The sequence below is a fragment of the Sphingobium sp. genome (assembly GCF_032153725.1).
Taxonomy (GTDB): domain Bacteria; phylum Pseudomonadota; class Alphaproteobacteria; order Sphingomonadales; family Sphingomonadaceae; genus Sphingobium.
Window position 1 is genome coordinate 1 of the sequence record NZ_JALDYQ010000033.1, and the last position, 24,547, is coordinate 24,547.

Below are 24,547 nucleotides of genomic sequence, written 5' to 3' on the forward strand. Positions count from 1 at the left end.
GGCCATAGTGAATCAGGTCGGCGCTTCAGATGCCAGGGTTTTTCGAGCCGTCCAGATGACCCCCATGTTTCCAACCCGATTCCTCACTTAGGAGCGCATCGGGCGCAGCTTAATCGATCGGTGGCAAGTGAAACGGCACCCCACAGCTTTCTCGATGAAATTGGAACTGCGACACGTGAAATAGTCCGTGCCCACATATTTGCAGTCGAGTCCGAGGCATGGGGGAGTTCGGTAGGCCCGGCAGCGCCCGAATGTTCTGACGACGGACAGGCGGCTTGTCGAATCGTGCTGTTTCGCGTACGGACTGGTTCGGATAATAGATTGAGGTGGGATGCGGATGATGACGGCTTGTTTTGCGACTTCGCGGCGGCATGAAGGCCTTACGTGGTGAGGCGGCTGGCCATCCTCGCGCTGCTTCCGCTCGGCAGCCTCGCCCTTGCCCAATCCCAGCCCCAACCGGCGCCGGCCGCCCCGCCCCCGCCGCTTGACCCCGCCCAAGCGCTGGCTGCCTTTGCGCCCGGTGAGGGCCGCGAGGTGACGGCGACCACTTGCGGCGCCTGCCATTCGCCGGTCATCATCACCAGCAAGAAGCTGGATGGCCAGGGCTGGGCCCAGATCGTCGACCAGATGATCGACAAGGGCGCGCAGGTGCAGGACCAGGATTACAACACCATCGTCACCTACCTTGCGAAAAGCTACGGGCCCTGAACCGGTGCGGCGGGGCGAACCGCTCGCCCCGCCTTCGCGCCGCTAGTGGATTGATTTTGACATTTGCATCCCGCCATCCGGATAGCACGGCCGCAAATGTCGAAATCGTAAAATCCACTAGAATCATAAAGTTGCTAGTGGTCCGAAAAGATTCTGACATTTGCGCGCCACCTAGCCGATAGGGATGCAAATGTCAGAATCGGACCACTAGGTGCAGAACGGGGCGGCGCCCATGACCGACTTGATCGCGCCCACGAGCATGGCCTGGAATTCGGCCGCGCCGGGCTGTCCGTTCTTCTCGAACGCCTTGGCATCGTGGCCGAGCGTGGTCGCCCAGACCTTGCCGCCATCGTAATACTGGCACCATGCCACGGGATGGAAGGTGCCGTGGCCCGGGCTGCGCCCCACCACTGATGGATAGCGCGACATCGGCGGGAGGTTGGGCGGACTCGGTCCCGACGGAGGTGGCCCATCGCCTTCGCGCCGGTCCTGCGCCGGATCCCACGACTTTTCGTCGATCGTGGCGAGGAAGCGCACCTGGGTGGGAAAGGGGACAAGGTTGTACCACTCGTCATGGAACCGCCATCGACGCGGCAGGGTGCTGGTCGAGGCATCCTTGCCGTCTACCACCACCACGTCGCCATCGCGCGCCGGGCCGTGATCGAAGAAATTGGCGTTGCCCAGCAGGCCTTCGTAGTAGGGCCAGTTGTACAGCGTGCCGAAGGCGTTGTGGACCGCGACGAAGCCGCCGCCCGCGCGCATGTATTGGCGCAGCGCGGTCTTGCCGCCATCGTCCAGCGCCTCGCGCGAGGTGGAGATGAAGATCACGGCGTTGTAGCCGCTCAGGTTCAGCATCTGGGCCGGGTCTTCGGTGTAGTCGATCGCCCAGCCGTTTTCCTGAGCGATTCGTAGCATCTCGCGCTGCACGACGTTGCTTTCGGCCAGCGCGGGGTCGAGGCCGGGCCCCAGCGGCGTGCCGAGGTTGGCATGCCGGGGGCCGGCGGTGCGGGTATATAGCAGCACGCGGTATTGCTTCACCTGCGCGCGGGGCCAGGCATGGAAGCAGCGCGGGTCGGTGCCGCGGCAGACGCCGTAATCGGGATTGCCCAGGCGATCGTTGATCGCGCCGCCCGGATTGCCGACTTGCGCCAGCGCCGTTCCGCCCGCGGCGAGCAGCGCCAAAAACAGGGCTTTCTTCATCGGCGGCCTCCTTGTTCAAGGGTATAGACGATCAGGCTGTCGCTGCTCACCGGCGAGCCGAGGAAACTGCCGCCGGTGGCCACGATCGCCACGTACTGACTGCCCCTGGCGGCATAGGTTATCGGAACGGCATGCGCCGCCGCCGGCAATTTATCCGACCACAGCTCCTTGCCGGTGCGTGTATCGAACGCGCGCAGGCGCGCATCGTCCGTCCCGGCAATGAAGGTGACGCCGCCGGCTGTCACGGTCGGTCCGCCGGCCGATGGCCGGCCGGTCAGCTGGAGCCGGGCCGGCAGGCTGTCGGTCACGCCGAGCCGGCTGCGCCAGGCGATCTTGCCGGTGTTGATGTCGACCGCGACCAGATCGCCCCACGATCCTTCCTGGCAGAGCATCCGGTTCTTCGGATCCCAGAACCGGCCGTTGAGCGGGCCGTTGTTGATGAAGCCGCCGCTGCCATTGGGGCTGATCTGCTGGATCTGGCCGAGCGGGGTGGTGTTGACGATGTAGAGCCCGCGCACCGGATCGACCGCACCGCCGAACAGCGCCCCGATCGTGCCGGGCATGTAGACCATCGGGCGATTGAAGGTGGGCGGATTGTAGGGGCCGCCCAGGCTGAGATTGTTGTCGGCCACCAGCTTGCGGCAGAACTCGGCGTGTTCCGGGGTGATCGTGGACAGTTCGGCCGCGCTCATCGACATCCTCGCCAGGGGCTGCGGCAGGACCGGGAACGGCTGGGTGGGCGAGGTGATCTCGCCCGGGACCTCGCTTTTCGGGACCGGGCGTTCCTCGACGCCGAATATCGGCTTGCCGGTCACCCGGTCGAGCACGAACAGCAGCTGGTTCTTGGATTCGATGCCGACGGCGGGGATGAGCTTTCCGCCCTTCCGGACGTTGAACAGCGTGGGCGGCGTTTCGGCGTCGGTATCCCAGATATCGTGGTGGACCACCTGGAAATGCCAAAGGTAGCGCCCGGTCTTCGCGTTCACCGCGACGACCGAGGTTCCGTAGAGATTGTTGCCGGGGCGGTCCACGCCGACCCGGTCGTCCGCCGGGGCGCCGAAGGGCAGGTAGACGATGCCGCGCTGCACGTCGGCGGTCATCATGCCCCACACGTTCACGCCCGACCGGTTGTGATCGCTGCCCGCGGCCCAGGTGCCGGTATTGGGTTCGCCGGCGCGGGGCACGGAATGGAAGGTCCACGCCAGCTTGCCGCTGCGCACGTCCCAGGCGCGTACGTCGCCGGTGGCGCCGCCGATCGATTCGCCTACAGCCGCACCAGTGATGACGAGGTTGCCCACCACGAGCGGGGGCGAGGACATCGAATAAAGCTTGCTCTGCCCGGTCACCATGACGTCCGGGGTCTTGAGGTTTATCGAGCCGTTCTCGCCGAAGCCGGGCGATGGCTGGCCATCGGCCAGGCGGACCGAGTAGAGTCGGCCGTCGCTGCCGCCGAACAGGAGCGCGGCGCCCTTGCCGCCCACGCCCGCCCAGTAATCCATCCCGCGCCGCGCGGGCTGCACGCCCTTGGGCAGGTCGCGCGTCCAGATCCTGCGCCCGGTCGCCCCGTCGAGCGCGACGACCTGGTTGTAGGGCGTTGCCACGTACATCACGCCGCCGATGACCAGGGGGGTGGTTTCCGAGGCGCTGAACCGGTTGCTGCGGAAGAAGTTGGGGAACCGCGGCGCGGCCGCCGGCCCGGCGCCCGGTACGCCAGCAGGCCCGGCCCCCGGCGCGCCAGCAGGTGGGCCGGCCTGCTCTGCGGCGGCCTGCGCGCGCTCGGCCTCGCTCGGCTGCGCGGGGGGCGCCTCGGCTGGCGGCTTCATGTGGAATACCCAGGCCTGCTTCAGCCGGTTGGCATTTGCGGGAGTGATCTGCGCCTGGGTGGAATAGCGCATGCCGCCGGCATCGCCGTTGGGTCGCGCCCAATCGCCGTCCGGCGCCGCCAGCGCCACCGTTGCCCCGGTCATGAACAGCGCACTGGCACCGCCCAGCAAGACCCGCTTCATCCTGTTCTCCCGCAAGGTTGGCCCGGGCGCGGCGCGCCGGGCGATCTGGTTTTCCGGTTCAGTCTTCAAGTTCGAGACGCTTCACTTCGCCGATGACGAAGACGTAAGAGGCTGCGCCCAGCAGCGCCACACCGCCGATATAGAGCAAGGCGCCGCGGAACGATCCGCTGGCCTGCACCACCACGCCGATCACCATCGGAGTGACGATGCCGGCCATGTTCGCGCAGAGGTTGAAGATGCCGCTGGTGAGGCCGACCTCCCCTTCCGGCGCCACGTCGGCCACCAGCGTCCAGCCCAGGTTGCAGATTCCCTGCCCGAAGGCGGCGACCGACATGACGGCGATCAGCACGGTGTTGTCGGTAATCCCGGTCAGCGCCACGATGGTGGAGATCAACAGCAGGCCGGCAACCACCGGCGCCTTGCGCCCGATCGTGGCCGAGCCAGTGCGCCGAACCAGCCAATCGGAAATCACGCCCCCCGAAAGGACCCCCGCCGAAGCCGCGATATAAGGCAGGGCGACGTAGAAGCCGGACTTGAGGAAATCCATGTGCCGCTCGGCCGACAGGTAGGTCGGAAACCAGGTGATCAGGAAGACCAGCGCGGAATTGCTGCAGAACTGGCCGAGCGATGCCCCCCAGATCTGGCGGCGGCGCAGCAGGCGGGCAATCTTGGCCCAGAAAAACCGGGTGGGCGGCTTGGCGGCCATGCCGCCGCCGGCCGCTATCAGGGCAAGCTCCGCCGCGTTGGCGCGGGTGCTGTCCTGCGGATCGCGGTAGACCGCATGCCAGCACAGCCCGAAGGCGATGCCGATCACCCCCATCAGGATGAACAGCGACCGCCAGCCCCAGGCCGAAACGATCCAGAACAGGACCGGGCTGAGAAAGGCGAGGCCGAAATACTGGCCGATCGAATAGACCCCCGTGGCCCGCGCCCGCTCGCCCTGCGGAAACCAGGTGGCCAGGATGCGGCTGTTGCACGGATAGCAGGGCGCCTCGGCCACGCCGAGGCCCATGCGCAGGCAGATCAGCGTGGCGATATTGGCAGCAAAGCCGTGAAGCAGGGTGAACCCCGACCACAGCGTGAGCGACAGCGCATAGGTGAAACGCGTGCCCAGCCGGTCGAGCAGCAGGCCGCCGGGGATTTGCGTGACCGCGTAGGTCCATGAAAAGGCGGAGAAGATCGCGCCGAGCATGACCGGGGAGAGGTGCAGCTCGCTGCTCATCGGCGCGGCTGCGACGCTCATCACCGAACGGTCGAGATAGTTGAGCATGGTCGCGCCCGTCACCAGCGCGAGGACGCCGGCGCGGGCCCGCGTCGCTCCCGCCTGCGGGCCGTGGGGCCGGCCGCCCATCACCCTTCGGACCGCAGCCGCATGATGTGCCGCACGGCAAGGCCATAACCGTCCACCCCAATGCCGCTGATCATGCCCGTGACCACCTGGGTGATGATCGATTTCGACCGCCACTCCGCCTCGCGGCGGTGAATGTTGGTGATGTGCACCTCGACGATCGGGCATTCGCACATCTTCAGCGCATCGAGCATCGGATAGCCTGCATAACAGAAGGCGGCAGGGTTGATGACGATGCCCGCCGCACCCACGCGCGCCGCGTGGAGGAAATGGACCATCTCGTGCTCGGCGTCGGTCTGGCGAAACACGATCTCGAAGCCGGCCGGCTCGGCGATGGCGCGGCATTCCCGCTCCACGTCGGCCAGTGTCGCGTGCCCGTAGAGCGCCGGTTCGCGCACCCCCAGGAGGCCGAGATTGGGGCCGTTGAGTACATGAATGGTGTTCGTCATCAAAATATCCCGTCCGTCCGTTCGCAGCGCGCTGCGCATTGTTCCGGGGGCTGGACGGCGGCAGGGCAACAGGCCCGGGGCGCAGGCGGCGCCGCACAGGCCCGCCTTGATCCCGGCTCTCTCCCTTCCGCCGGACATGCCGTGGTCCGCGCGCTGCACCAGTCCTGCCTCAACCAATCTTGTCTGGCAAGATGTGATATTCACGGCGCCCACATTGTGCATTGCGGCATTATGGCAAAGGCACCGGCCCATATTCTGGAAGTTTTAGGCTCAAATCACATTTGTTTTGACATCATCGTCGCTATGTCGCAAATCTGGTCAGACAAGATTACAAAAGGGAGAGGGTAAGCATGACCAAGTTCCGCTTTGCGGCGTGCAGTTCCGTATTTGCGCTTTCACTGGCCTGCGCCACCGCCGGCCTCGCGCAGACTCAAACCACTGCCGCGACCGACGATGCCGAGTCGGAGGAAATCATCGTCACCGGTTCGAGCATCAAGGGGGTGGCTCCGGTGGGCTCCAACCTTGTCACCGTCGGGCGTCAGGACCTGGAATCGACCGGCGCGCAGACGGTCCAGCAGGTGCTCAAGAGCGTTCCTTCGGTCGTCGGCCTGCAGAGCGCCGGGCAGGGGGCGTTCGGTTCGGCCGACGGTTCGGGCACCAATGCGCCGACCATTCACGGCCTCGGCGCCTCGGCCTCGAACTCGACGCTGGTGCTGATGAACGGCCACCGCATCCCCACGAGCGGGATCAATCACGTGCTGGCCGATCCCAACATCATCGCCCCGCTGGCGCTGGAGCGAGTCGAGGTGCTGGCTGACGGGGCCTCGTCGGTCTATGGCTCGGACGCGGTCGCTGGCGTGATCAACTTCATCACCCGCCGCAATTACAACGGCGCCGAAGTGACCGCGCAGAAGGGTTTCGGCGACAGCTACAACAGCTTCACCGCGGGCGCGCTGTGGGGCCACACCTTCGATACAGGCAGCATCCTGCTGGCATACAACTATTCGAACCGGTCGGCGCTGTCCTCGGCCTCGCGCAGCTATTTCCGCTCGGACCTGCGTGCCTTCGGCGGCACCAACCAGACCCCGACGCGCTGCACCACCCTGCCGACCACGACCACCGGCACGGCCACCGGCTGCGACCCCACCGGGACCTGGGACGTGCTGCCGTCCGAACGGCGGCACAACGTCTATGCCCAGTTCACCAAGGACTTCGGCGACAAGCTGCATTTCTACAGCGACTTCGTCTATTCCAACCGCAGGAACGTCCAGAATGTGAGCCGCGGCGGCGCCTCGGGCACGATCTATGCCTTTGCCCCCAGCGGCACCGGCACCACGCCCCTGCCCGCGGGCCGTTCGGTCAACCCTTACGCGATCGCCGCGCTCGCCAGCGCCACCACCGGCGGATATACCGTGAACTGGGATGCCGACGCGATGTTCGGCCCCGGCGCCACCATCGCCGGCACTGCGGAAGACACCTATTTCCACGCCGACTTCACCTATGACCTGACCCCGGCCTGGCAGGTCAATCTCGGCGGGATCTACGGCATCGATACCTCCACCCAGACCAACCAGGGCCAGCTCAACGCCTCGACCTTCAACCTCGCGCTGAACGGCTTTGCCTCGGCGGCGATCAACGGGGCGACGCAGAGTGTGACCCAGGCCCTGACCACGGCCAATGCCATCGACCTTTATGGCAGCGGCACTTCGGCCGCGACCAAGGCGGGGCTGATCGACAATCGCCAGTTCCAATATGCCCACCAGACCATCGCCAATGCCTATGCCAAGGTTTCTGGCGACCTGGTCGAGCTGCCGGCCGGCGCGGCCAAGCTTGCCGTGGGCGGCGAGCTGGTGCGGTACCGGATGGACCAGTACAACATCCGGGCCAACAACCTCGGCCCGGCAAGCGCGGCCTCGCAGGCCTTCAACGCCAACTACAAGCGCGAAGTGCAGTCAGCCTATGCCGAGCTTTACATCCCGCTGGTCAAGGGCAGCGTGTTCGAACTGCTCGACCTCAACATCTCGGGCCGTTACGACCATTACAGCGATTTCGGCAGCACGACCAATCCCAAGATCGCAGCCAACTTCGAACCGATCCGGGGAATTCGGTTCCGCGGCAACTGGGCCAAGAGCTTCGTTGCCCCTGCGCTGACCTCGATCGGCTCGAATGCCTCGGGCCTGACCGGCGAATCCGGTTTTTCGGGGATCGTGCCGGCCGGCATCCCGGGCGGCTCGCCCACCATCCTGATCGCCAACTTCCCGGCGATCACTCAGCTTGCCGCCCTTGGCGTGGCAAGCTGCGGGACGACCAGTTGCACGCTCAAGTCGTCAACCAACGGCGTGCTCGTCCAAGGCGGCAACAGCCAACTCAAGCCGCAGCGTGGCACGGCCTGGAGCGTGGGGGTCGACATCACGCCGGTCCAGGTTCCGGGGCTGCGCCTCAGCGCGACGTACTGGAACAACAAGCTGCGCGGGGGCATCACCGCTCCGCAGGCGCCGCTGGCGCTGGGTTCTGCCGACCTGTCGTACCTGCTCCAGCTTTACCCGGCGGGCGCCACCGGCGCCCAGATCGCGGCGCTGGGCGCCGGGCTGCCGCAGACCGGGGTGATCAATTCGCCGGTCTATTTCAGCTACAACTTCCAGCAGCAGAACATCCTCAACCTCGATGTCGCCGGCCTCGACGTTTCGGCCAATTACCGGTTCGATACCGGGATCGGCCGCTTCAACCTGGGCGGTTCGTTCACCCGCAAGCTGAAGTTCGACCAGTTCTTCGGCGCCAACGGCACCAAGTTCTCGGTGCTCGGCACGTCGGGCTTCAACACCACATTCCCGAGCGTGAAGTTCGAAGGCCGCTTCAACGTGGGCTTCGAGAGCGGCGGCTTCTCGGGCGATGTGTTCGTCAACCACCTCGGCAGCTACAAGTACTGGGGCTCCTCGGTGGTCAACGCACTGGTTCGCACCAACGGCGTGCCAACCAGCGGCGGCGATGACGTGAAGGCTTTCACCACAGTGGACCTCCACCTTGGCTATACCTTCAAGAACCTTGCCGGCCTGAACGAGGCGCAGGTCTATGTCGACGCGACCAACATGTTCGACAAGGCGCCGCCCTTCGTGAACGTGTTCAACGTCAATGGGTCGGTTGGCTACGACAACCTGAACGCCAATCCGCTCGGCCGGATCGTCAACATCGGCCTGCGCACCAAGTTCTGAGCAAGATCATGCTGCCCGCCTCGGCCAGGCCCGGGACGGGCAGCATTCCTTCGGCAGCCGCACGGATGCGGACTTGCCGATGAAGCCGAATGGCCCGGACTTGCCGGCGATACCGTCCAAACGGGACAAGCGCCTTGATCGCGCGCTCAATCTGTCGAACATAGCCAGCATGGACGACACCGACGATTTCGCCGAACTTCCCCGCACCGAGCACGGCGGCAGCGCCGAACTGCTCCACGCCACGGTTGCGCGCGAACTGGGGATCGCGATCATCCAGGGCCGCCACGTGGCCGGCGAATTGCTGCCCAGCGAATTGACCGCGATCCAGACGCTCAAGATCTCCCGACCCGCCTACCGCGAGGGCATCCGCATGCTGGCCGCGAAGAACCTGGTGGAAATCCGCCCCAAGTCGGGCACGCGGGTCCTGCCGCGCAGCCAGTGGAACCTGCTCGACCCCGACGTGCTGGGCTGGATCCTGCAGAACAACCCGCCTGAGGTGTTCCAGACCGCCCTGTTCGACGTGCGCATGATCATCGAGCCGGCGGCCGCCGCGCTGGCCGCCCAGCGCCGCACCCAGAGCCATCTCGACCAGATGGCCGAGGCGCTCGAAGTGATGCGAAATCAACACCATGACAGCCCCGAAGGACAGGCCGCCGACGAGATGTTTCACCGGGTGCTGCTCGACGCGGCCGATAACGAAATACTCTCCAAACTCGCCTCGCTGATCGGTGCGTCGGTGACCTACATCGCCGAATACAAGCGCGCGCGCGAGGTGCGCCGCGATCCGACCCCCGACCACGAGGCGCTGTTCCGTGCGATCGCCGCGCGGCGCAGCGAGGCGGCAAGACTGGTCGTGTCCAACCTGATCGAACACGCCCGGCAGGATACCGAAGGGCTGTTCGGCGAAGGCGCCGCAGCGGGCGAGTAAGGCTGTCACCCGGCCCGCAGGCCGGGCGCGCTTGCACAATGGCGGCGCGGGCGTTGCTTTCTGCATCATCGCCATGCATCGGGCGCCATCTGCGCCATCGCCGCCGTCATTTTGACTTCGGGCACGGGCAGATGCGCAGGATCGGACGCGAAAGCAACCTCCTGGCCCAACAGGCCAATCAACGCTCCGAAGAGCATGAGCAAGGAGAAGAACCGTTTCACTGTCGTACCGAATATCTCAACTGCCCCATCGCATCCATATCCGTCTATTCCCTAACCCCAACCCGCTGATCCAAACGGGATGCACAGCCCCGCAATTTGTCCAGTGAATGGCAGTTACGCTTTCGCAAGACCTTGAATGCAACAGGTCAAGATGGCCCATTTCCGTGGGTTTCGACCCTTAATGATCATACAGCGCCGATTTCGCAGTTACCGGGACCAGACCGTCCGCTTCCTCATATGGTTTGCGGCGAGGCCTCGCCTGGAGAGTCCATGACCCAGCGCAGGTGGGTTCGCCGGAACGCTTTCGCCACGCATTAAAAGCTGTAACTCTAAGTCGCCCGGCCCCTTCGCGCCCGCCATAAATACAACCACCGAAACTCCACTCGTCAGCGCACGATAAAGTAATGAATCCGGTTCCCGGCCGGAATCTTTTCGCCTACGCCCACGAAAACATGCCGCGTCAGCCAGTCATGCTTGCCAACCTGCACCTCGAACTTGGGCGAAACGCGCATGTAATAGTCTTCAAATGGCACCTCCTCCCGCCGCGCCTGCTTCGCCATCGCCTCTTGCGAGGCCCAACGGTAGCCCCGGTTCTGCATGTAGACGATGGCACCGTCATCAAGTTCGAGCATGTATCGGGCATCGAAGTCGATGGTCCCGTCAGGGCGAAGCTGCGCCCAATCGCCGCCGGTCATCGGCAGGACGCGACCATTGAGCAATGGTCCCTCGATCCTGCCCTCGCGGATGTAGACGGCAACGCGCGAATAGCCGGTGGGCGAAGGTTCTACCCGGATGGACGGGTCGAGGGTGATCTCGATCGAGAAGGCGTGTTCAAGGCTGGGCAGGAAAGGGTGCGGCGCATCGGCCATCGTCGAGTTCCTCATGCTGAAGCGTTCGGCGTTTCCGCCAGGATGTCGTCGCGGATATGGCGGCCCGCCAGATAGAAATGGATGGCAGACCAGAAGTAGGCCACGGCGGTCGTGATGATGGCCAGCCGCACGCCCATCTGGGTGGCGGCCGAACAGGCATCGACGACCATCTGTGTGGCACCGGGTAGTGCCCCTCCGCCCGGACAGGTGACGGCATAAGATCCCGCCGTGAAGGCGCGTTGGGCATAGAAGTCGTTCAAGAAGCCCACGAAGACCGGGCCCAGCCCCGTTCCGAACAGGTTGAAGATCACCGAGAGGATCGCGGCTGCAGAAGCGCGCATCCGCGCGGTAACCATGTTCTGCAACGCGCCGTTCAGAGCCGGCGACCAGCTATAGAAGAACATGCTGGACACCAGCATCAGCAGGAATCCGCCCAGCCAGTTTGGCAAGGCCACCCCGATCATGAAGAACGGCGCCCCCACCAGCAGGCCGATCGCGGGCAGCCACAGGGTCCAGCGACGGTCCCGGCGTCCCGCGCGGTCCGTGCCGAAGCCGCCGACGAATGTCCCGACCACTCCGGCAAGCCCTGTCAAAAGACCGAACAGAAGGCCGGATGTCGCGATGTCGAGGTGATGCACGCCTGAGAAGAAGCTGGGCAGGAACAGGTTGTTACCAAAGTTGGCAAAGCTGGTCAGCGAAGCTGCCATCGCGATGTGGCGAAACGAGCGCTTGGCCCACAGCAATTTGAGCACGACCATCAGTGAGGGCGTTTCGCCGCCCCGCAGGTGGCGAGGGTCCGAAGCGCCGCGCGGTGGTTCGCGCAAGGTTATCCACGCGATCAACGCCAGCGCGATCCCCGGCAGGCCGAGGACATAGAACGCCGCCCGCCACCCGTGCTCACGCGCAAACCAACCGCCGATGGTGGCGCCGAGGAACGAGCCGAGGGGAATGCCGAGGAGGAAGATCGACAAAGCGGAAGCACGCCGGCGCGCCGGGAAATAGTCCGAGATCAGCGAATAGGCAGGCGGAGTCAGGCCGGCCTCCCCCACGCCTACGCCCACACGAAAGAGCAGCAAATGGCCGAAGTTGGCGGCCGTGCCGCAAAGCGCAGTCATCGCCGACCAGATAGCCGTGGCTGCCGCGATAATAGCCACGCGGCTGCGCCTCTCCGCCAGCCGGGCGATCGGGATACCCAGCAAGGTATAGAATAATGCAAACGCAATGCCGCCCAGCAGGCCGAGTTGCGTCCCGCTGATCTTGAGATCCGCTCGGATCGACGGCCCCAGCGCCGCCAGAATTACGCGGTCCACGAAGTTGGATGCGTAGATCAGCAGCAACAACCCCATCGCCCAGATACGATAGCCTCGGCTGCCCCATCCTTGCGTCAGGTTATCGTCGGTGTCAGCGGCGGTTGGCAGGGACGCGTCCCCGGCGCCCGCCTTCGTCGTGCTCATGCCCCAGTCTCGTGCAGCTCGCTGCAGAAGGCATCTTGCAGATCAGCCGAATCGGCCCAGTTACCGTGCAGCGCCGGGCGCAAGCGGATCGGGACCGCGATCGTTGCCACCGGTCCGGCCGCCAGGTTCCGACCATTGAACAGCAAAAGGTTGGATCGCATTTCGACCAGCAGGTTCTCCACCACGACGAGCCAGCCGTCACCTTCTTCCATGGACCCGGGACGCGGAATAAAACAGGGTTCCTGGAGCGAGCTGGTCGGCCCGGTCCACCAGACATCCGTATCGCCGGTTTCCAGATCGACATGGGCCAGGGTGTTCATCACCATCCCCGTAGCACTCTTGGCATCGCCGACTTCGAAGGGCTTTTCACGATCCTGCACCAGCAGATATCCGTGCCGGTACGGCAGCCCGGCGAAGCGATCGTCGATGCGGGGGAATTCACCGACCAGGTCGGTCAGCGGCATCGCCTCAATGACATCCGTGTTCGCCTGCATGTCGACGGTCCAGCGGGTCATGCGCGGCTGGGCCGCCACCGGATCAAACGGTGCATCATGAATGTCCGGGAAAAAGGGGAACATGTTGCCCTTCGCCGCCGGCGTGTCGAAATGAATTTTTGAGCCGACATTATAGGCATTCATGACGTGGCTGGCGAACTGGTTGGGGCCGCGGAACCAGCGCAGCTCCTCTACCTTGCCGCGACGTGGTAGCACGCCCAGATAGATATCGCGGTCGGTATCGAAGCCGAAATGCGGCTTGCGCTTTTCCAGGCGATCCCAATCGGACGTGATCGGCACCACATGGAACACGACATAGTCTTCGGTCATGCCGAAATCGTGCATCATGCAGTAATACGGTAATTCGAACCAGACTTCGTGCACGACCCGTCCATCCCGGCCGATGACGTAATAGGCCATGTCGCGCGTCAACAGCCCCTTTGCGGCGTAGCCGAAGGCCAATAATTCACCGGTCGCTGCATCAATCTTGGGATGCGCGGTGAAAGTCGGGCTCTTCATCGTACCGTAAAAGTCCCAATTGCCGATCGTCTCAAGAGTCACCGGGTCCATGGCGACCGGCGGGCTGTCCTCCTTGAGCGCTAGCAGCTTCCCTGCATGCACGATGACATTGGTGTTCGCGGTTCCACGATAGACGCCTTCGACTTCCGGTTCGTCGGTCAATGGGTTGCGATAAGCACCGAACAAAGCGCGCCCGGCGGCGCTTTCCAGCTTGAACTTGTCGGTATGCACCCATCGCTGACGCATATCGACGCGACCATCGTGAAAGCTGAAGGCCGTCACCATCCCATCGCCGTTGAACCAGATGTCGTCCTGCGCCTTGGGAGGGAAATGCGGATCGGGTGCGACGCGGTGGAAGATGCCGTCCAGTTCGGCGGGAATCGCGCCATCCAGTAGTTCAAGATCCCGGATGTCGGCTTCCACCCGCGACGGGGCGAAATAGCCGGTGAAATTGCGGGTCTTGGGGAAGGCCTTCACGTCTCTCTCCTGATACTTCGCCGCCACCGTTCGGGGCTCCATTCGTATCCCGTCTTGTGTCAGAACCTCCAGGGTGCGAAAATTTCGAATTTTCATAGCCAGCCCAAGAGAAGTTCGATAGCGCCCCTCCACGGGAGACACAGATGGAATTGCGTCAACTCAGGGATTTCGTGACAGTGGCCAAAGCGGGTAGCTTTGCCGCCGCCAGCCGGCTCCTGAATGTGTCCCAGCCGGGATTGGGATATCAGATCAAGCAGTTGGAACTTGACCTGGGAGCGGAATTGCTGATCCGCCATTCGCGCGGCATCGAACTGACGCCGGCCGGTGCCGCCTTTCTGACAGACGCGGAGCGCATCCTGATCTCGGTCGGGGAAGCACGTGCGCGTATTCACAATCTCGTGCGGTCCGAGAAAGACGAGATCCGCGTCGGACTTTCGCCCACGCCCCAGCAACTGCTTGCCCCGTCGCTTTCTGCCTTGGAGATTGATGGACGGCCGATGCGGGTGTCTTTCCGCGATGGTCTTTCCGCCCAACTGGTGGAGGATGTGCGTGGCGGGTTGCTCGATGTCGCGATCTGTATCCTGTCGCAGAAGCTTTTCGACCTGCGCACTATTCCGCTCTATCGCGAACATCTGCACCTGGTCGGCCCAGGTCTGAACAGCGGACAGGAAGTCAGCTTTGCCGATCTTGGCAGCTATACGTTGACGGCCGGGCCGAAGGATCACCTGCCTCGCCAGATGCTCGACAGCGAGGCGGCGCGGCAGGGTATCTTCCTGAACATTGCGCAGGAACTGGAACCTGGCGGATTGCGGCGCGCACTCGTGCTGCATGGCAATTCCCAAACCGTGGCGTGTTGCGCCATGTTCATCAACGAGATCGAGGACGGCACGCTCGGCGCGTGCCGAATCGTCGAACCTTCGGTCACGCTGGAGGTGCAGATGGTGTGCTCTCCCAATCTCTCCAAAGTCCACGAGGAAGCGCTGCTGGCCCGCATCCGCACGACCATGGCGGCCCACCCCCGTGCGGTCGAGCCCCTCGCGCGCCCGGCCTCTTCCGCAAACAAATGACGTCTCACCAACGCAGGAAGGGCCGGAAGTGCCATAGCGGCACGCCGACCCTGCCTGGTGCGGGTATCAGAGCTTGAAGACAGCCTCGGCGTTGCTTTGAAAAAATCGCTTTTTATCGCCTGCCGACAGTGGAAGATCATCCATCCACCGGACTTCATCGGCCACGTACTGATAGGGATAGTCCATCGCGTAGAGTACCCGATCCATGCCCAGAACGTCCTGCGTGAAGCGCACTGCCGGCGACCACGCCATGCCGCTGGTCGTGATCCAGATGTTTTCCTTCAGGTAACCGCTGATCGGCTTCTGAAGCGGCTTCATGAAGTCATAGCGCTTCGAACGCACCGTGCCGCCGTGGATATAGTCCAGGCGATACATCCAGAACGGCAGAGCTTCCCCCAAATGCCCCAGCACCATGCGCAGGCCCGGATAGCGGTCGAAAGCACCGCTGACGATGACGCGCAGCGCATGCAGGGCCGTTTCCACTCCGAAGCCAAACAGTGCACCTTCCAGTCCCGCCTCCAGGAACGGCGCGATCATCTGGGGACTGGGCGTGTTGGGGTGGATATAAAGCGGCTGATCGCAGGCTTCGGCGGCCTCGAATATCTCGGCGTAGCGCGGCTTATCGAGATATTCGCCCAGAGTGTGCGAATTGACGATGATGCCCTTCAGGCCCAGCTTGGTTCCCCGTTCGATCTCACGCGCTGCAGCCGCCGGGTCCTGCGGCGCAATGGCGATCATGCCGGCAAAGCGGTTGGGATGGCGCTGCACCGCCTCCGCAAGCTGGTCATTGGACAGTTCCGCCAGACCCACCGCAAGGTCGCGCTCGAACACCTGCACGCCCGGCGAGGTGAGCGCAATGATCTGCGTGTCGATCCCGGTCGCGTCCATATCTGCGATACGTTGCTCCCCCAGGTCGAGCAATCGGCGCCGGACGTCGGCAGCCCGTTCGCTGGGGCTGTCGAGGAAATAGCCCATGGCGCTGACGAAGCCCGGATCGCCACTTGTCCCGGCGGCAAGCAGATCACGGTAGGCGCGCTCCACCTCGGGGGGCAGGAAGGCCTCTTCAGCGGCAATCCGGCGATAACCGGCGGCGGGAGGGATGGCATCTGTCATGTTTATGCGCCTTTCGAGTGAATCCTAGCCCTGGTGTATCGCTTTCGTGACCAGGCAGGATTCGATGCCTTCCGGCCCTTCTTCCGAGCCGTGGCCGCTTTCCTTGACCCCGCCGAACGGGGTATCCGCCCCCGCAACCATCGTCGTGTTAATACCCACCATCCCCGCCTCCAGAGCCTCTCCCACGGCGAGGGCACGATCGGCCGAACCTGTGAAGGCATAGGCGGCAAGACCGTAGGGGAGGCGATTGGCCTGAGTGATGGCGTCGTCGAAATCGCGAAAACGGGTCATTACGGCGACCGGGCCGAACGGCTCCTCGTTCATCACGGCAGCCTGCATGGGCACATCCGCCAGCACTGTCGGCTGCCAGAAGAAACCATCGCCATCGCCGCGGCTTCCGCCCGTTACCACGCGAGCGCCATGAGCGCGCGCATCTTCGACCAATCGTTCCATTGCGGGCAGGCGCCGCGCATTAGCCATCGGCCCCATGGTGGTGGCCGGGTCAAGGCCATCGCCCAGCACATGCGAGCCCGCCTTTTGCGCAAAGGCTTCCACGAAACGTTCATAGATGGCGTCCTGCACATAGAAGCGCGTCGGCGAGATGCAGACCTGCCCTGCGTTTCGATATTTGGATGCAGCGGTCATCGTCACAGCCTTTTCGAGATCCGCATCATCGAACACCAGCACGGGGGCATGGCCGCCCAGTTCGAAGGTCGTGCGCTTCATGCCGTCCGCCGCAAGCTTCATCAGGTGCTTGCCCACGGAAACCGACCCCGTGAAGGAAATCTGCCGGATCACCGGAGATGCGATAAGGTGGCGGGACAGCTTGTCCGGATCCCCGAACACGATTTGAGCAACCGCTGCGGGCAATCCCGCGTCGAGCAGCGCGCGATGGACCGCCAGCGCCGAAGCAGGCGATTCCTCAGCCGGCTTGAGAATGACCGAGCAACCTGCTCCCAGTGCGGCGGAGAATTTGCGCGCGGGGTTGTCGATCGGGAAGTTCCATGGCGCAAAGGCCGCGATGGGCCCGACGGGCTCCTTCGTGACAATCGAGCGGCGCCCCGACGGGCGCACGAGCATGCGGCCATATATACGCCGCGCCTCCTCCGCGGCCCATTCGAACGAGCCAGCAGCCATCATCACTTCGGCGCTCGCCTCTGCCACTGTCTTACCCTGCTCGTGGCTGGCGATCGCAGCGATGATGTCCTTGCGCTCGCGCAGGAGCGCCGCCGTTCGGCGCAGAACGACGCTGCGTTCCTCCACCGGCGTGGCACGCCATATCCGGAAACCACGATCAGCCGCATCAAGGGCGCGGTCGAGATCGGCGGCGCTGGCGAGCGGCAGCGAGGCAATTTCCTTGCCGGTAGCAGGCGCAAGCACCGCGCTCCGATCGTGGTCGCCACGGATGACCTCGCCGTCGATTGCCAGGTAAAGGTCGGGATAGGGGTTCATGTTCAATCCTTGTGGCCTTTGCTGCGCGGACAGGCCGTGCCAGCGAAAAAGTCGAAAATCCGTTCAAGCGCGGCGTGCCAAGTGTCACTATGCCCGCCATCCGGAACAGTCAGGAACTCGGTAGGCACCCCCGCCTGCCGAAAGCCTTCCGCCATTGCCCGCATGCTTTCGATAGGCGCGACCCGATCATTGTCGCCGTGAACGAAGAGCGCGGCGTTGAGTCGTTTGACCCGCTGGAAGGGATAGCTCGCCGGATCGACCGGACCGTCGCTGGGCGCAATCGCGCACCATCGCTTCGGCTGTTCCTGCGCAAGATGCAGCGTTCCCACTGAGCCCATCGAATTGCCCATGAGGAAGACACGGCCCTCGTCGGTCCGATAAGTCGCTTGAACGGCCTCTATCGCGGCTTCGATACTCTTGCGCGACATAGCCCGGTCCCGCGCAGAAAGTTCTTGCAGCGCTGGCGGCGGCGAGGTGATCTTGCCTGCCGGCGGCATGCGATAGGTCCCCCGGCCAACTGCCTCGGTGGCATCGGGCGGCAGCATCCGCGCGCCCCACCAGCCTTTCAGGCCGCGCGGCGAAACCAGAATGAAACCATGCGCATCGGCCGCCGCTTCCAGCTTCTCCCGAAAGCCGGGGGTCCGGTCAAAAGGGCTGTTTTCGTCCCCTCCCCCACCATGCAGGATGACGACCAACGGCCAGCGCTTCCCCGGTTTCCAGCTACGCGGGACATAAACCCGATAGGCGCTGTCGACAGCTGGAGCGAGATGCGTCTGCAGATGCAGGTCGCCGACCGCCGGTGCGTTGGGAGCCGCGGCGGTGCAGCTCATCATGACCGCCGCAAAAGCGGCCTTTACAAGAACCTGCCTCACAGGACTGCTCCCGGGGTTGCTGTGACGGAGGCGTCCATCATCGCCGTCAGATCGCGAAGCGGACGCCGACACGGTAGCTGCGACCAATGACGTCAAATAGCACCGGATTGGTGACCGTCGTGCCCGGTGAAACCGGTGGATCCTTATCGAACAGATTGTTCACCACCCCGAAGACGTGGACCTTCGCATCTTCTCCGACCGCATAGTCAAGCGAAAGGTTGGTATAGAATGCACTGGAAACGCGATTGTCGTTAATGCTGTTTACAAGTGTCGGAGAATAACCCTTGTCTTGTGGACCGACGAGGGTGACGTCATATTTTCCCTGCGGAATATAACGCATATTCGTGGAAAGCGTGAACGGCCCATCCGAATAGGTCACCGTTCCGTTCAACGTATAGCGCGGCACGCCGCCGGTTGCGCCCACTGCCAGCCCGGTTTGCCCGGCGCGATTGATCGACCCGCTGCTGTCGGTGGTGATGAGATCGATCGCGTAGTTCGCCACGACGCGAAAGCCAAGGCTGGCGTCCGACGACCCGATGATTGTCGAAAGCGGAAGGCGATAGTCGAATTCGAAATCGATCCCCCGTGTACGCACCCGATTCAGGTTGAGCTGGGCGAGCGTAATCGTCGAGATGAGGCCGTCACTTCCGCGTGCGATATATTGGCAGAATTCGCTCGCTCCAGCATTGCATCGGTCCACAAGCGTCTGCGCGCCGAGGGAGGCGATAGCTCCCTTGATGTTGACGTCGTAATAGTCCGCCGAGAAGCGCAGCCCCGGCGCGAACGCCGGTTCCAGGACAAGGCCGGCCGTGAAGGTGTCGGAGCTTTCAGGAGAAAGCCCAAGGTTGCCGGTCGTCATTGTCTGCGTCAGTCGCTGCGATCCGGTGACAGCATCAATGACCTGCGTGGTGCCGAACTGGGACCCGGTGAACAACTCCGATATGTTTGGCGCGCGGATGTCGCGAGACTTTGTGGCACGCAAGCGCACGCCGTCGACCGGTGAATATGTGCCGCCGATCTTCCACGTTGTTACGGCGCCGCTCGTGGAATAGTCGGTCCGTCGCACCGCACCATTGAGGTCCAGTGCCTTGCCGAGCGCACTGTCGCGAAGCAGTGGAATGCCCACCTCCAGATAGGCCTCCTTGACGGTGATCCTGCCGTCGATCGGCTTGGGATTGCCAAAGTTGAACCCGTTGACCTGCGAAATAGCGTCGGAATCGGCATCCACTTCGTCCCGGCGCCATTCACCGCCAAATGCCAAGGATACATCGCCCGCCCAAGTCGAGAATGGAGAACCACGAAGATTGGCGGCCGCGACCTGCTGCGTAATTCGGCGACGCGTCCATTGGGTTTCGGTGAGATAATCCTGCGCGGCAGCGCTGATCGACCCATTGCCGAACAGGTTGACCGGTACACACCCGTTGCCAGGATTGGTCAGCGTCGAGCGACATATGACGATGCCTTGCGCATTGCGAACCGCGTCATAGGCTTGCGCCCAGCGGCTCTCGACACGCACGCCATCGATCGTACTGCTGTAATTGACATGGCCGTACTGAAAATATGCGTCATAGGACCACACGGAATCGAGGTCCCCCTTCACACCGCCGACGGCACGGAGGGCGGGAGTAACCGAGCGCGCATTCGGAAAGCCCAAATCGGTGCTGAGGCGCCCCATTTTGAAGCTGGTGACCCCCGCATTATCCATCATGGTCGCCAGCTGCGGCGGCAGATAGGCATTCCCACGAAGGATCGTGATGGAGCCCTGGTCCCGCGGCTGGGGTCCATGCGACCGACCGACGGACTTGGAATAGGACAATTCTCCGAAGAGGGTCAGCGCGTCGGACACGTCAAATTCAGCATGTGTGAAGCCGTTGAAGCGCTCCACCGGGACAGAAAGGTAAATGCCCTTCAGGAATGTCTCACCGTAACCGTCGCCGCCGATCTGATACTGCGTTCCGGCCAGTGTCCCGTACTGGAAAGCGACCGGCGTGCCGTTGGGCAGAAAAGTCGTGCCTGCCAGCCGACCAGACGTGATAAGGCCGCCTTCGGCCAGCGAGGTAAAATGGGCATTGGGCGTCAGGATGCGGTTGGGCAGGCCGTTCGCCGGCCAATTCGGATTGCGGATCTGCTGCCATTCCTCGCGTCCCCAGCGGCGGCTATAGGCATCGCCGGTGCCCCGGCTTTTATAATATTCGCCACCGACGATGACGTGTCCCCGGCCACCGGCAAAGCTGAAGCCACCCGCAGCGGACGCCTTATATTCGGCGTTGTCGCCCTCATCGGAAATGCCGCTGGACAGTTCGCCCTTCAGCCCGGTGAAGCGAGAATCCATGATGAGGTTCAGTACGCCGGCCACTGCGTCGGACCCGTAAGCCGCCGAGGCGCCGCCGGTGACGACATCGGCCCGCTTGATAAGGATGGAGGGAATGACGTTGAGATCGACCTGCCCGGTCAGGGTGGTCGGCACATGGCGGCGGCCATCGACCAGAACCAGCGTACGCGCTGGCCCCAGCCCTCGCAGATCGGCGAAGATCGCGCCGATCTGCTGACTGCCGAGCTGATTGGTGGAGGGGGTCGTCGATGGGCGGAAAGCGGGATATTCCGCGATGGCCTGGCCGATCCCGGAAAGACCGCGCTTTTCCAGATCGTCCGCTCCGAGGGTCGTGACCGGAGTAGGAGCCGAGAACCCGCGCGAACCCAGTCGCGAGCCGGTAACGACGATATCGTTCGCCAATGGCGCTGGGTCGGTCGCGACCGGGCCCTTTTCCTGCGCCGAAGCATCAGCCTGCTGTGCCATCGCTCCGCCCTGTGCGAACAAGATCGCCGTCCCCGCAAGCAGAGTCATCCGCTGCATCGACATGCCCAGCGCTTGCCGTATCGCCTTCATCCTTCCCTCCCAGCCAGTTGGTCTGACGCAGATCTTCGTCCGCGGATGCCGCTGCCATAGCCTTGCGAAAGCGAGGGTCGGAATTCCTGAAGTTTTTAGGTCCGATACAAAACATGTTTATAGCGGAGGGCAGCGGCCTGGTCGGCGCAACGCCGCCTGTGACGGTGGAAAGGGCCCGCACCCGCTATGGCCCTTGCCCGGCCGATGCAGGTCGCGGCGTCGATCCGCGCGTCGGTCATCCGCAAGGCAACCTCAACAGCAAGCTTATCCTTATTGCGGAATAGTGGACTTCCACGCTGCCGCCCGGGCTGGCTTGGAAGCCCCGGCCCAAGAGCCGCAACCAGAAGTGCATCGATAACGATTGACATATATTCTTTTTAAGAATAATTCTTATTACAGAACTAAAATTACCTGTGGAGACAGGTCGGTGGAGGGGGATGCATGAAAAGGGAAGACGTGCGAACGAGCCTGGTGGCACTAACCAGCGCAGGCGTGACAGCCATTGCTCTGGCGAGTGCCGGGGTGCAGGCGCAAACGGCGCTGCCAAAGGTCGCGGAAACGCCGGCGCTTGACCAGCAGGCCGAGGCCGCCCGGCAATCTGCCGGTGACATCGTCGTCACCGCATCGCGCGCCGGTGTTTCGGGGGCACAGGCTCCCACGCCAACCACTGTGCTGGGCGCCGCAGCGCTAGAACAACGGCAGGTGACCAATGTAGCGCAGATCCTGAACGAAGTGCCCGCCTTCCGCGCCACCACTTCACCCGCCGCCAATGCTATCCGCACCCAGACGCCGGGCGCATCGACCGCCGACCTTCGCGGCCTGGGCGCGGCACGCACGCTGGTGTTGGTGAACGGCGCCCGCATTCCTCCACTTGCACCGGCCAGCAACGGCACGGGCACGATCCCGACCGCCCCCGACCTCAACACGGTGCCGACGCTGCTCATCCAGCGCGTGGAAGTCGTGACTGGCGGCGCTTCGGCCCAATGGGGGTCGGACGCGGTGGCGGGCGTGGTCAACATCCTGTTCAAGAACCAGTTTGAAGGCCTGGAACTGCGCGGCCAGACCAGCATCAGCTCACGCGGGGACGCGGGCAATTACCGCTTCGGCGTGCTTGCCGGCACCGGCTTTGGCGAAGGCGGTCACATCGTCTTCGGGATGGATTATGTAAAGAATGATCAGGTCGGCGACGTCTACACCCGTGGCTGGGGACGCAATGAATATGGCCGCGTCGCCAACGCCGCTTTCGCGACCAACGGGCAGCCGGCCAGCATCATCGCGACCGGAGTTCATGCGGCGACCTCGCCCGGTGGCCTGATCACGGGGCCGGCGACCTTTGCCCTGCGCAATTACGAATTCACCTCGGCAACGACCGTCTCCCGCTTCGACACTGGCGGCATCCGCAACGCGACCTTGCAGATCGGCGGACAGGGGCAATCGCTCGCCCGCGGCGTGTCGCTCGCGCCCGGCGTCGAACGCTTCAACCCCTATCTTCGCGCCGAATATGTGTTCAGCGACGCGCTCACCATCTTTGCCGAAGCGAGCTATTCGGTCACCAATTCCGACCTCGCCACCCTGCCCCCGCGCGACGCGGCGATCAGCATCTCGCGCGAAAATCCGTTCATCCCCGCGCCCGTGCTCGCCGCGCTAGGCGCGCTGCCCGGCTTCACCATGTCGCGCGTAGACTATGACCTTGGCAATGCGCTGGTTCATGTCGAAAACCGCACGCCCTCTGTCCGGGCGGGCGCATCCGGCGCGCTGGGCGGCGGCTGGAAGTGGGACGCGGTCGTCGGTTGGGGCGAGAACCGCTACCGCAACGAGGTATCCAACAACCGCAACCTGCGCAAATTCGCCTTCGCCACCGATGCAGTGTCCAGCGGCGGGCAGGTCGTCTGCCGCGCTACCCTGCCCGGGGCGGGCTTCAATCCGGCGGCGGAAGGATGCGTGCCCATCAACCTGTTCGGCAACGGCACGCCATCGGCCGCCGCCATCGCCTATGTCACCGACCCGTCCTGGATTGCCGCCCGCTACAAGCAGAAGATCGCCGCCCTCAATATCAGCGGCGAACCCTTCTCCACCTGGGCCGGGCCGGTCGCCGTCGCGCTCGGCGTTGAATATCGGGATGAACGGCAGCGCGTGACCGCTGATGCGGTCGCCGCGGCAGGCGGGTTCGAAACCTCCAACGCCATACCCTTCGCCGGCAAGTTCAACGTGAAGGAAGGCTATCTGGAAGCAGTCGTGCCCCTGGCGCGCGACGCCCCCCTGCTCCAGTCGTTGGACGTCAACGGCGCCGTCCGTGTCGCCGACTACAGCACCGTGGGCACGCAGACGACATGGAAGGTCGGCGCCACCTGGGAACCCTTTGACGGCGTGCGTTTCCGCGCCAGCCGGTCGCGCGACATCCGCGCGCCAGCCATCTTTGAACTATACAGCAACGGCGCGGTCACAAACCTGCCCGTGATCGTGAATGGCGTGTCGGCCAGCGTTCCGCAAAATTCCACCATCGGCAATGCGGCGCTCGATCCCGAACGCGCCGACACATGGACGGTCGGCGTCGTGCTTCAACCGCGCGGCATTCCGGGCCTGTCACTCAGCGTCGATTATTTCAACATCAACCTGAAGGACGCGATCACCACCGTCGCGGGCGCCACAGCCGGGCCGCTGTGCAGTTTGGGGCAGAGCTATTTCTGCTCGCTCTTCACCTTCTCCGGCACCACGCCCACATCCTTCCGGTCCAACTACATCAATGCCGCCGCGATCCACACCAAAGGCATCGATATCGCCGGCAGTTACAGGCTGCCTCTGGACCAGCTGAATGACGGCTGGGGCGGATCGCTGACATTCTCGTTCTCCGGCACCTATACGCCGCATTTCTACAGCAATCTGGGCAATGGGTCGTCGACCATCGACTATGCCGGCGACAACAGCAATGTGGGCGTCGCCAAATTCCGGTCGAACAGTTCCGTGACCTATGAACGGGGCGGCTTCTCCCTCACCGGGCAAGTGACGACACTGTCGGCAGGTAAGATCGACAAGACGGCAGGCCTCAGCTCCTCGACCTCGATCAACAACAATCGCGTGCCGGCGGTCGCTTATGTCAATCTTCAGGCCAGCCAGGACATTGGCGAGCGGTTCCGCATCTTCGCCGGTATCAACAACCTGCTGGACAAGGCGCCGCCCGCCCTTCCTTCGGCTACGCTCTTCACCCTTACCAACGGCGCCTATTACGATACGATCGGCCGCACCTTTACCATCGGCGCGAATGTGAAGTTCTGAC

17 protein-coding genes are annotated in these 24,547 nt (G+C 63.7%); 6 read left to right on the forward strand and 11 right to left on the reverse strand.

Annotated features, from left to right (window positions below; all coding sequences use genetic code 11):
- The first annotated feature begins 384 nt into the window (after window positions 1-384).
- Entirely contained in the window at window positions 385-708 is a 324-nt protein-coding gene (locus RUH75_RS12255; protein WP_313806253.1) for a hypothetical protein, read from the forward strand.
- 207 nt (window positions 709-915) lie between these two features.
- Here the strand turns inward: RUH75_RS12255 and RUH75_RS12260 are convergent, their stop codons facing one another.
- From RUH75_RS12260 to RUH75_RS12275, 4 genes are read right to left on the reverse strand one after another with little or no spacing between them, the layout of a single operon-like run.
- Window positions 916-1,908 carry a ThuA domain-containing protein gene (locus RUH75_RS12260; RefSeq protein ID WP_313806255.1) on the reverse strand — a complete coding sequence of 331 codons (993 nt, stop codon included), beginning with the start codon at window positions 1,906-1,908 and terminating at the stop codon, window positions 916-918.
- Window positions 1,905-3,983: a PQQ-binding-like beta-propeller repeat protein gene (locus RUH75_RS12265; protein ID WP_313806257.1), complete on the reverse strand. Its 2,079-nt coding sequence runs from the start codon at window positions 3,981-3,983 to the stop codon at window positions 1,905-1,907. The genes RUH75_RS12260 and RUH75_RS12265 overlap by 4 nt, the downstream gene beginning before the upstream one ends.
- Window positions 3,973-5,265 (reverse strand): MFS transporter, encoded by a 1,293-nt coding sequence (locus tag RUH75_RS12270; RefSeq protein WP_313806259.1) that lies wholly within the window; start codon window positions 5,263-5,265, stop codon window positions 3,973-3,975. Before RUH75_RS12270 ends, RUH75_RS12265 begins: the two co-directional genes overlap by 11 nt.
- Window positions 5,265-5,711: a type II 3-dehydroquinate dehydratase gene (locus tag RUH75_RS12275; RefSeq protein ID WP_313806261.1), complete on the reverse strand. Its 447-nt coding sequence runs from the start codon at window positions 5,709-5,711 to the stop codon at window positions 5,265-5,267. The genes RUH75_RS12270 and RUH75_RS12275 overlap by 1 nt, the downstream gene beginning before the upstream one ends.
- 350 nt (window positions 5,712-6,061) lie before the next feature.
- Here RUH75_RS12275 and RUH75_RS12280 point away from each other — a divergent pair, with 350 nt between their 5' ends.
- On the forward strand, window positions 6,062-8,920 hold the full coding sequence (locus tag RUH75_RS12280) for a TonB-dependent receptor plug domain-containing protein (protein WP_313806263.1): 2,859 nt from the start codon (window positions 6,062-6,064) through the stop codon (window positions 8,918-8,920).
- A 79-nt stretch (window positions 8,921-8,999) separates the two neighbouring features.
- A complete protein-coding gene (locus RUH75_RS12285; RefSeq protein WP_313806265.1) occupies window positions 9,000-9,848 on the forward strand; it encodes a FadR/GntR family transcriptional regulator in 849 nt (282 codons plus the stop codon).
- Between the two features lie 607 nt (window positions 9,849-10,455).
- Here RUH75_RS12285 and RUH75_RS12290 read toward each other — a convergent pair.
- Genes RUH75_RS12290 through RUH75_RS12300 form a run of 3 tightly spaced genes read right to left on the reverse strand, consistent with a single transcriptional unit; the run spans window position 10,456 to window position 14,014 of the window.
- A complete protein-coding gene (locus RUH75_RS12290) occupies window positions 10,456-10,938 on the reverse strand; it encodes a DUF3237 domain-containing protein (RefSeq protein ID WP_313806267.1) in 483 nt (160 codons plus the stop codon).
- Between the two features lie 11 nt (window positions 10,939-10,949).
- Entirely contained in the window at window positions 10,950-12,392 is a 1,443-nt protein-coding gene (locus RUH75_RS12295) for an MFS transporter (RefSeq protein WP_313806269.1), read from the reverse strand.
- Entirely contained in the window at window positions 12,389-14,014 is a 1,626-nt protein-coding gene (locus RUH75_RS12300) for a carotenoid oxygenase family protein (RefSeq protein WP_313806271.1), read from the reverse strand. The genes RUH75_RS12295 and RUH75_RS12300 overlap by 4 nt, the downstream gene beginning before the upstream one ends.
- Window positions 14,015-14,025: 11 nt before the next feature.
- On the opposite strand from RUH75_RS12300, the gene RUH75_RS12305 reads away from it, so the two are divergent.
- A complete protein-coding gene (locus tag RUH75_RS12305; RefSeq protein WP_313806273.1) occupies window positions 14,026-14,949 on the forward strand; it encodes a LysR family transcriptional regulator in 924 nt (307 codons plus the stop codon).
- 66 nt (window positions 14,950-15,015) lie between these two features.
- On the opposite strand, the gene RUH75_RS12310 is transcribed toward RUH75_RS12305, so the two are convergent.
- From RUH75_RS12310 to RUH75_RS12325, 4 genes are read right to left on the reverse strand one after another with little or no spacing between them, the layout of a single operon-like run.
- Window positions 15,016-16,062, reverse strand: coding sequence for an amidohydrolase family protein (locus tag RUH75_RS12310; RefSeq protein WP_313806275.1), 1,047 nt, complete (start codon window positions 16,060-16,062; stop codon window positions 15,016-15,018).
- Between the two features lie 24 nt (window positions 16,063-16,086).
- Window positions 16,087-17,514 carry an NAD-dependent succinate-semialdehyde dehydrogenase gene (locus RUH75_RS12315; protein ID WP_313806277.1) on the reverse strand — a complete coding sequence of 476 codons (1,428 nt, stop codon included), beginning with the start codon at window positions 17,512-17,514 and terminating at the stop codon, window positions 16,087-16,089.
- Window positions 17,515-17,516: 2 nt separating this feature from the next.
- Window positions 17,517-18,386: a dienelactone hydrolase family protein gene (locus RUH75_RS12320; protein ID WP_313806279.1), complete on the reverse strand. Its 870-nt coding sequence runs from the start codon at window positions 18,384-18,386 to the stop codon at window positions 17,517-17,519.
- A 46-nt stretch (window positions 18,387-18,432) separates the two neighbouring features.
- Window positions 18,433-21,273 (reverse strand): TonB-dependent receptor domain-containing protein, encoded by a 2,841-nt coding sequence (locus tag RUH75_RS12325; RefSeq protein ID WP_313806281.1) that lies wholly within the window; start codon window positions 21,271-21,273, stop codon window positions 18,433-18,435.
- A 113-nt stretch (window positions 21,274-21,386) separates the two neighbouring features.
- Here RUH75_RS12325 and RUH75_RS12330 point away from each other — a divergent pair, with 113 nt between their 5' ends.
- Window positions 21,387-21,557: a hypothetical protein gene (locus tag RUH75_RS12330; protein WP_313806283.1), complete on the forward strand. Its 171-nt coding sequence runs from the start codon at window positions 21,387-21,389 to the stop codon at window positions 21,555-21,557.
- A 157-nt stretch (window positions 21,558-21,714) separates the two neighbouring features.
- Entirely contained in the window at window positions 21,715-24,546 is a 2,832-nt protein-coding gene (locus tag RUH75_RS12335) for a TonB-dependent receptor (RefSeq protein WP_313806285.1), read from the forward strand.
- Window position 24,547: the final 1 nt, after the last annotated feature.

What these genes read in the sequence shown, in the direction of transcription:
- RUH75_RS12330 (WP_313806283.1), top strand. Translation starts at nt 21,387, where the DNA reads ATGTTTATAGCGGAGGGCAGCGGCCTGGTCGGCGCAACGCCGCCTGTG.
- RUH75_RS12315 (WP_313806277.1), bottom strand. Translation starts at nt 17,514, where the DNA reads ATGAACCCCTATCCCGACCTTTACCTGGCAATCGACGGCGAGGTCATC.
- RUH75_RS12285 (WP_313806265.1), top strand. Translation starts at nt 9,000, where the DNA reads ATGAAGCCGAATGGCCCGGACTTGCCGGCGATACCGTCCAAACGGGAC.
- RUH75_RS12270 (WP_313806259.1), bottom strand. Translation starts at nt 5,265, where the DNA reads ATGGGCGGCCGGCCCCACGGCCCGCAGGCGGGAGCGACGCGGGCCCGC.
- RUH75_RS12295 (WP_313806269.1), bottom strand. Translation starts at nt 12,392, where the DNA reads ATGAGCACGACGAAGGCGGGCGCCGGGGACGCGTCCCTGCCAACCGCC.
- RUH75_RS12290 (WP_313806267.1), bottom strand. Translation starts at nt 10,938, where the DNA reads ATGGCCGATGCGCCGCACCCTTTCCTGCCCAGCCTTGAACACGCCTTC.
- RUH75_RS12325 (WP_313806281.1), bottom strand. Translation starts at nt 21,273, where the DNA reads ATGAAGGCGATACGGCAAGCGCTGGGCATGTCGATGCAGCGGATGACT.
- RUH75_RS12305 (WP_313806273.1), top strand. Translation starts at nt 14,026, where the DNA reads ATGGAATTGCGTCAACTCAGGGATTTCGTGACAGTGGCCAAAGCGGGT.
- RUH75_RS12280 (WP_313806263.1), top strand. Translation starts at nt 6,062, where the DNA reads ATGACCAAGTTCCGCTTTGCGGCGTGCAGTTCCGTATTTGCGCTTTCA.
- RUH75_RS12335 (WP_313806285.1), top strand. Translation starts at nt 21,715, where the DNA reads ATGAAAAGGGAAGACGTGCGAACGAGCCTGGTGGCACTAACCAGCGCA.
- RUH75_RS12260 (WP_313806255.1), bottom strand. Translation starts at nt 1,908, where the DNA reads ATGAAGAAAGCCCTGTTTTTGGCGCTGCTCGCCGCGGGCGGAACGGCG.
- RUH75_RS12310 (WP_313806275.1), bottom strand. Translation starts at nt 16,062, where the DNA reads ATGACAGATGCCATCCCTCCCGCCGCCGGTTATCGCCGGATTGCCGCT.
- RUH75_RS12275 (WP_313806261.1), bottom strand. Translation starts at nt 5,711, where the DNA reads ATGACGAACACCATTCATGTACTCAACGGCCCCAATCTCGGCCTCCTG.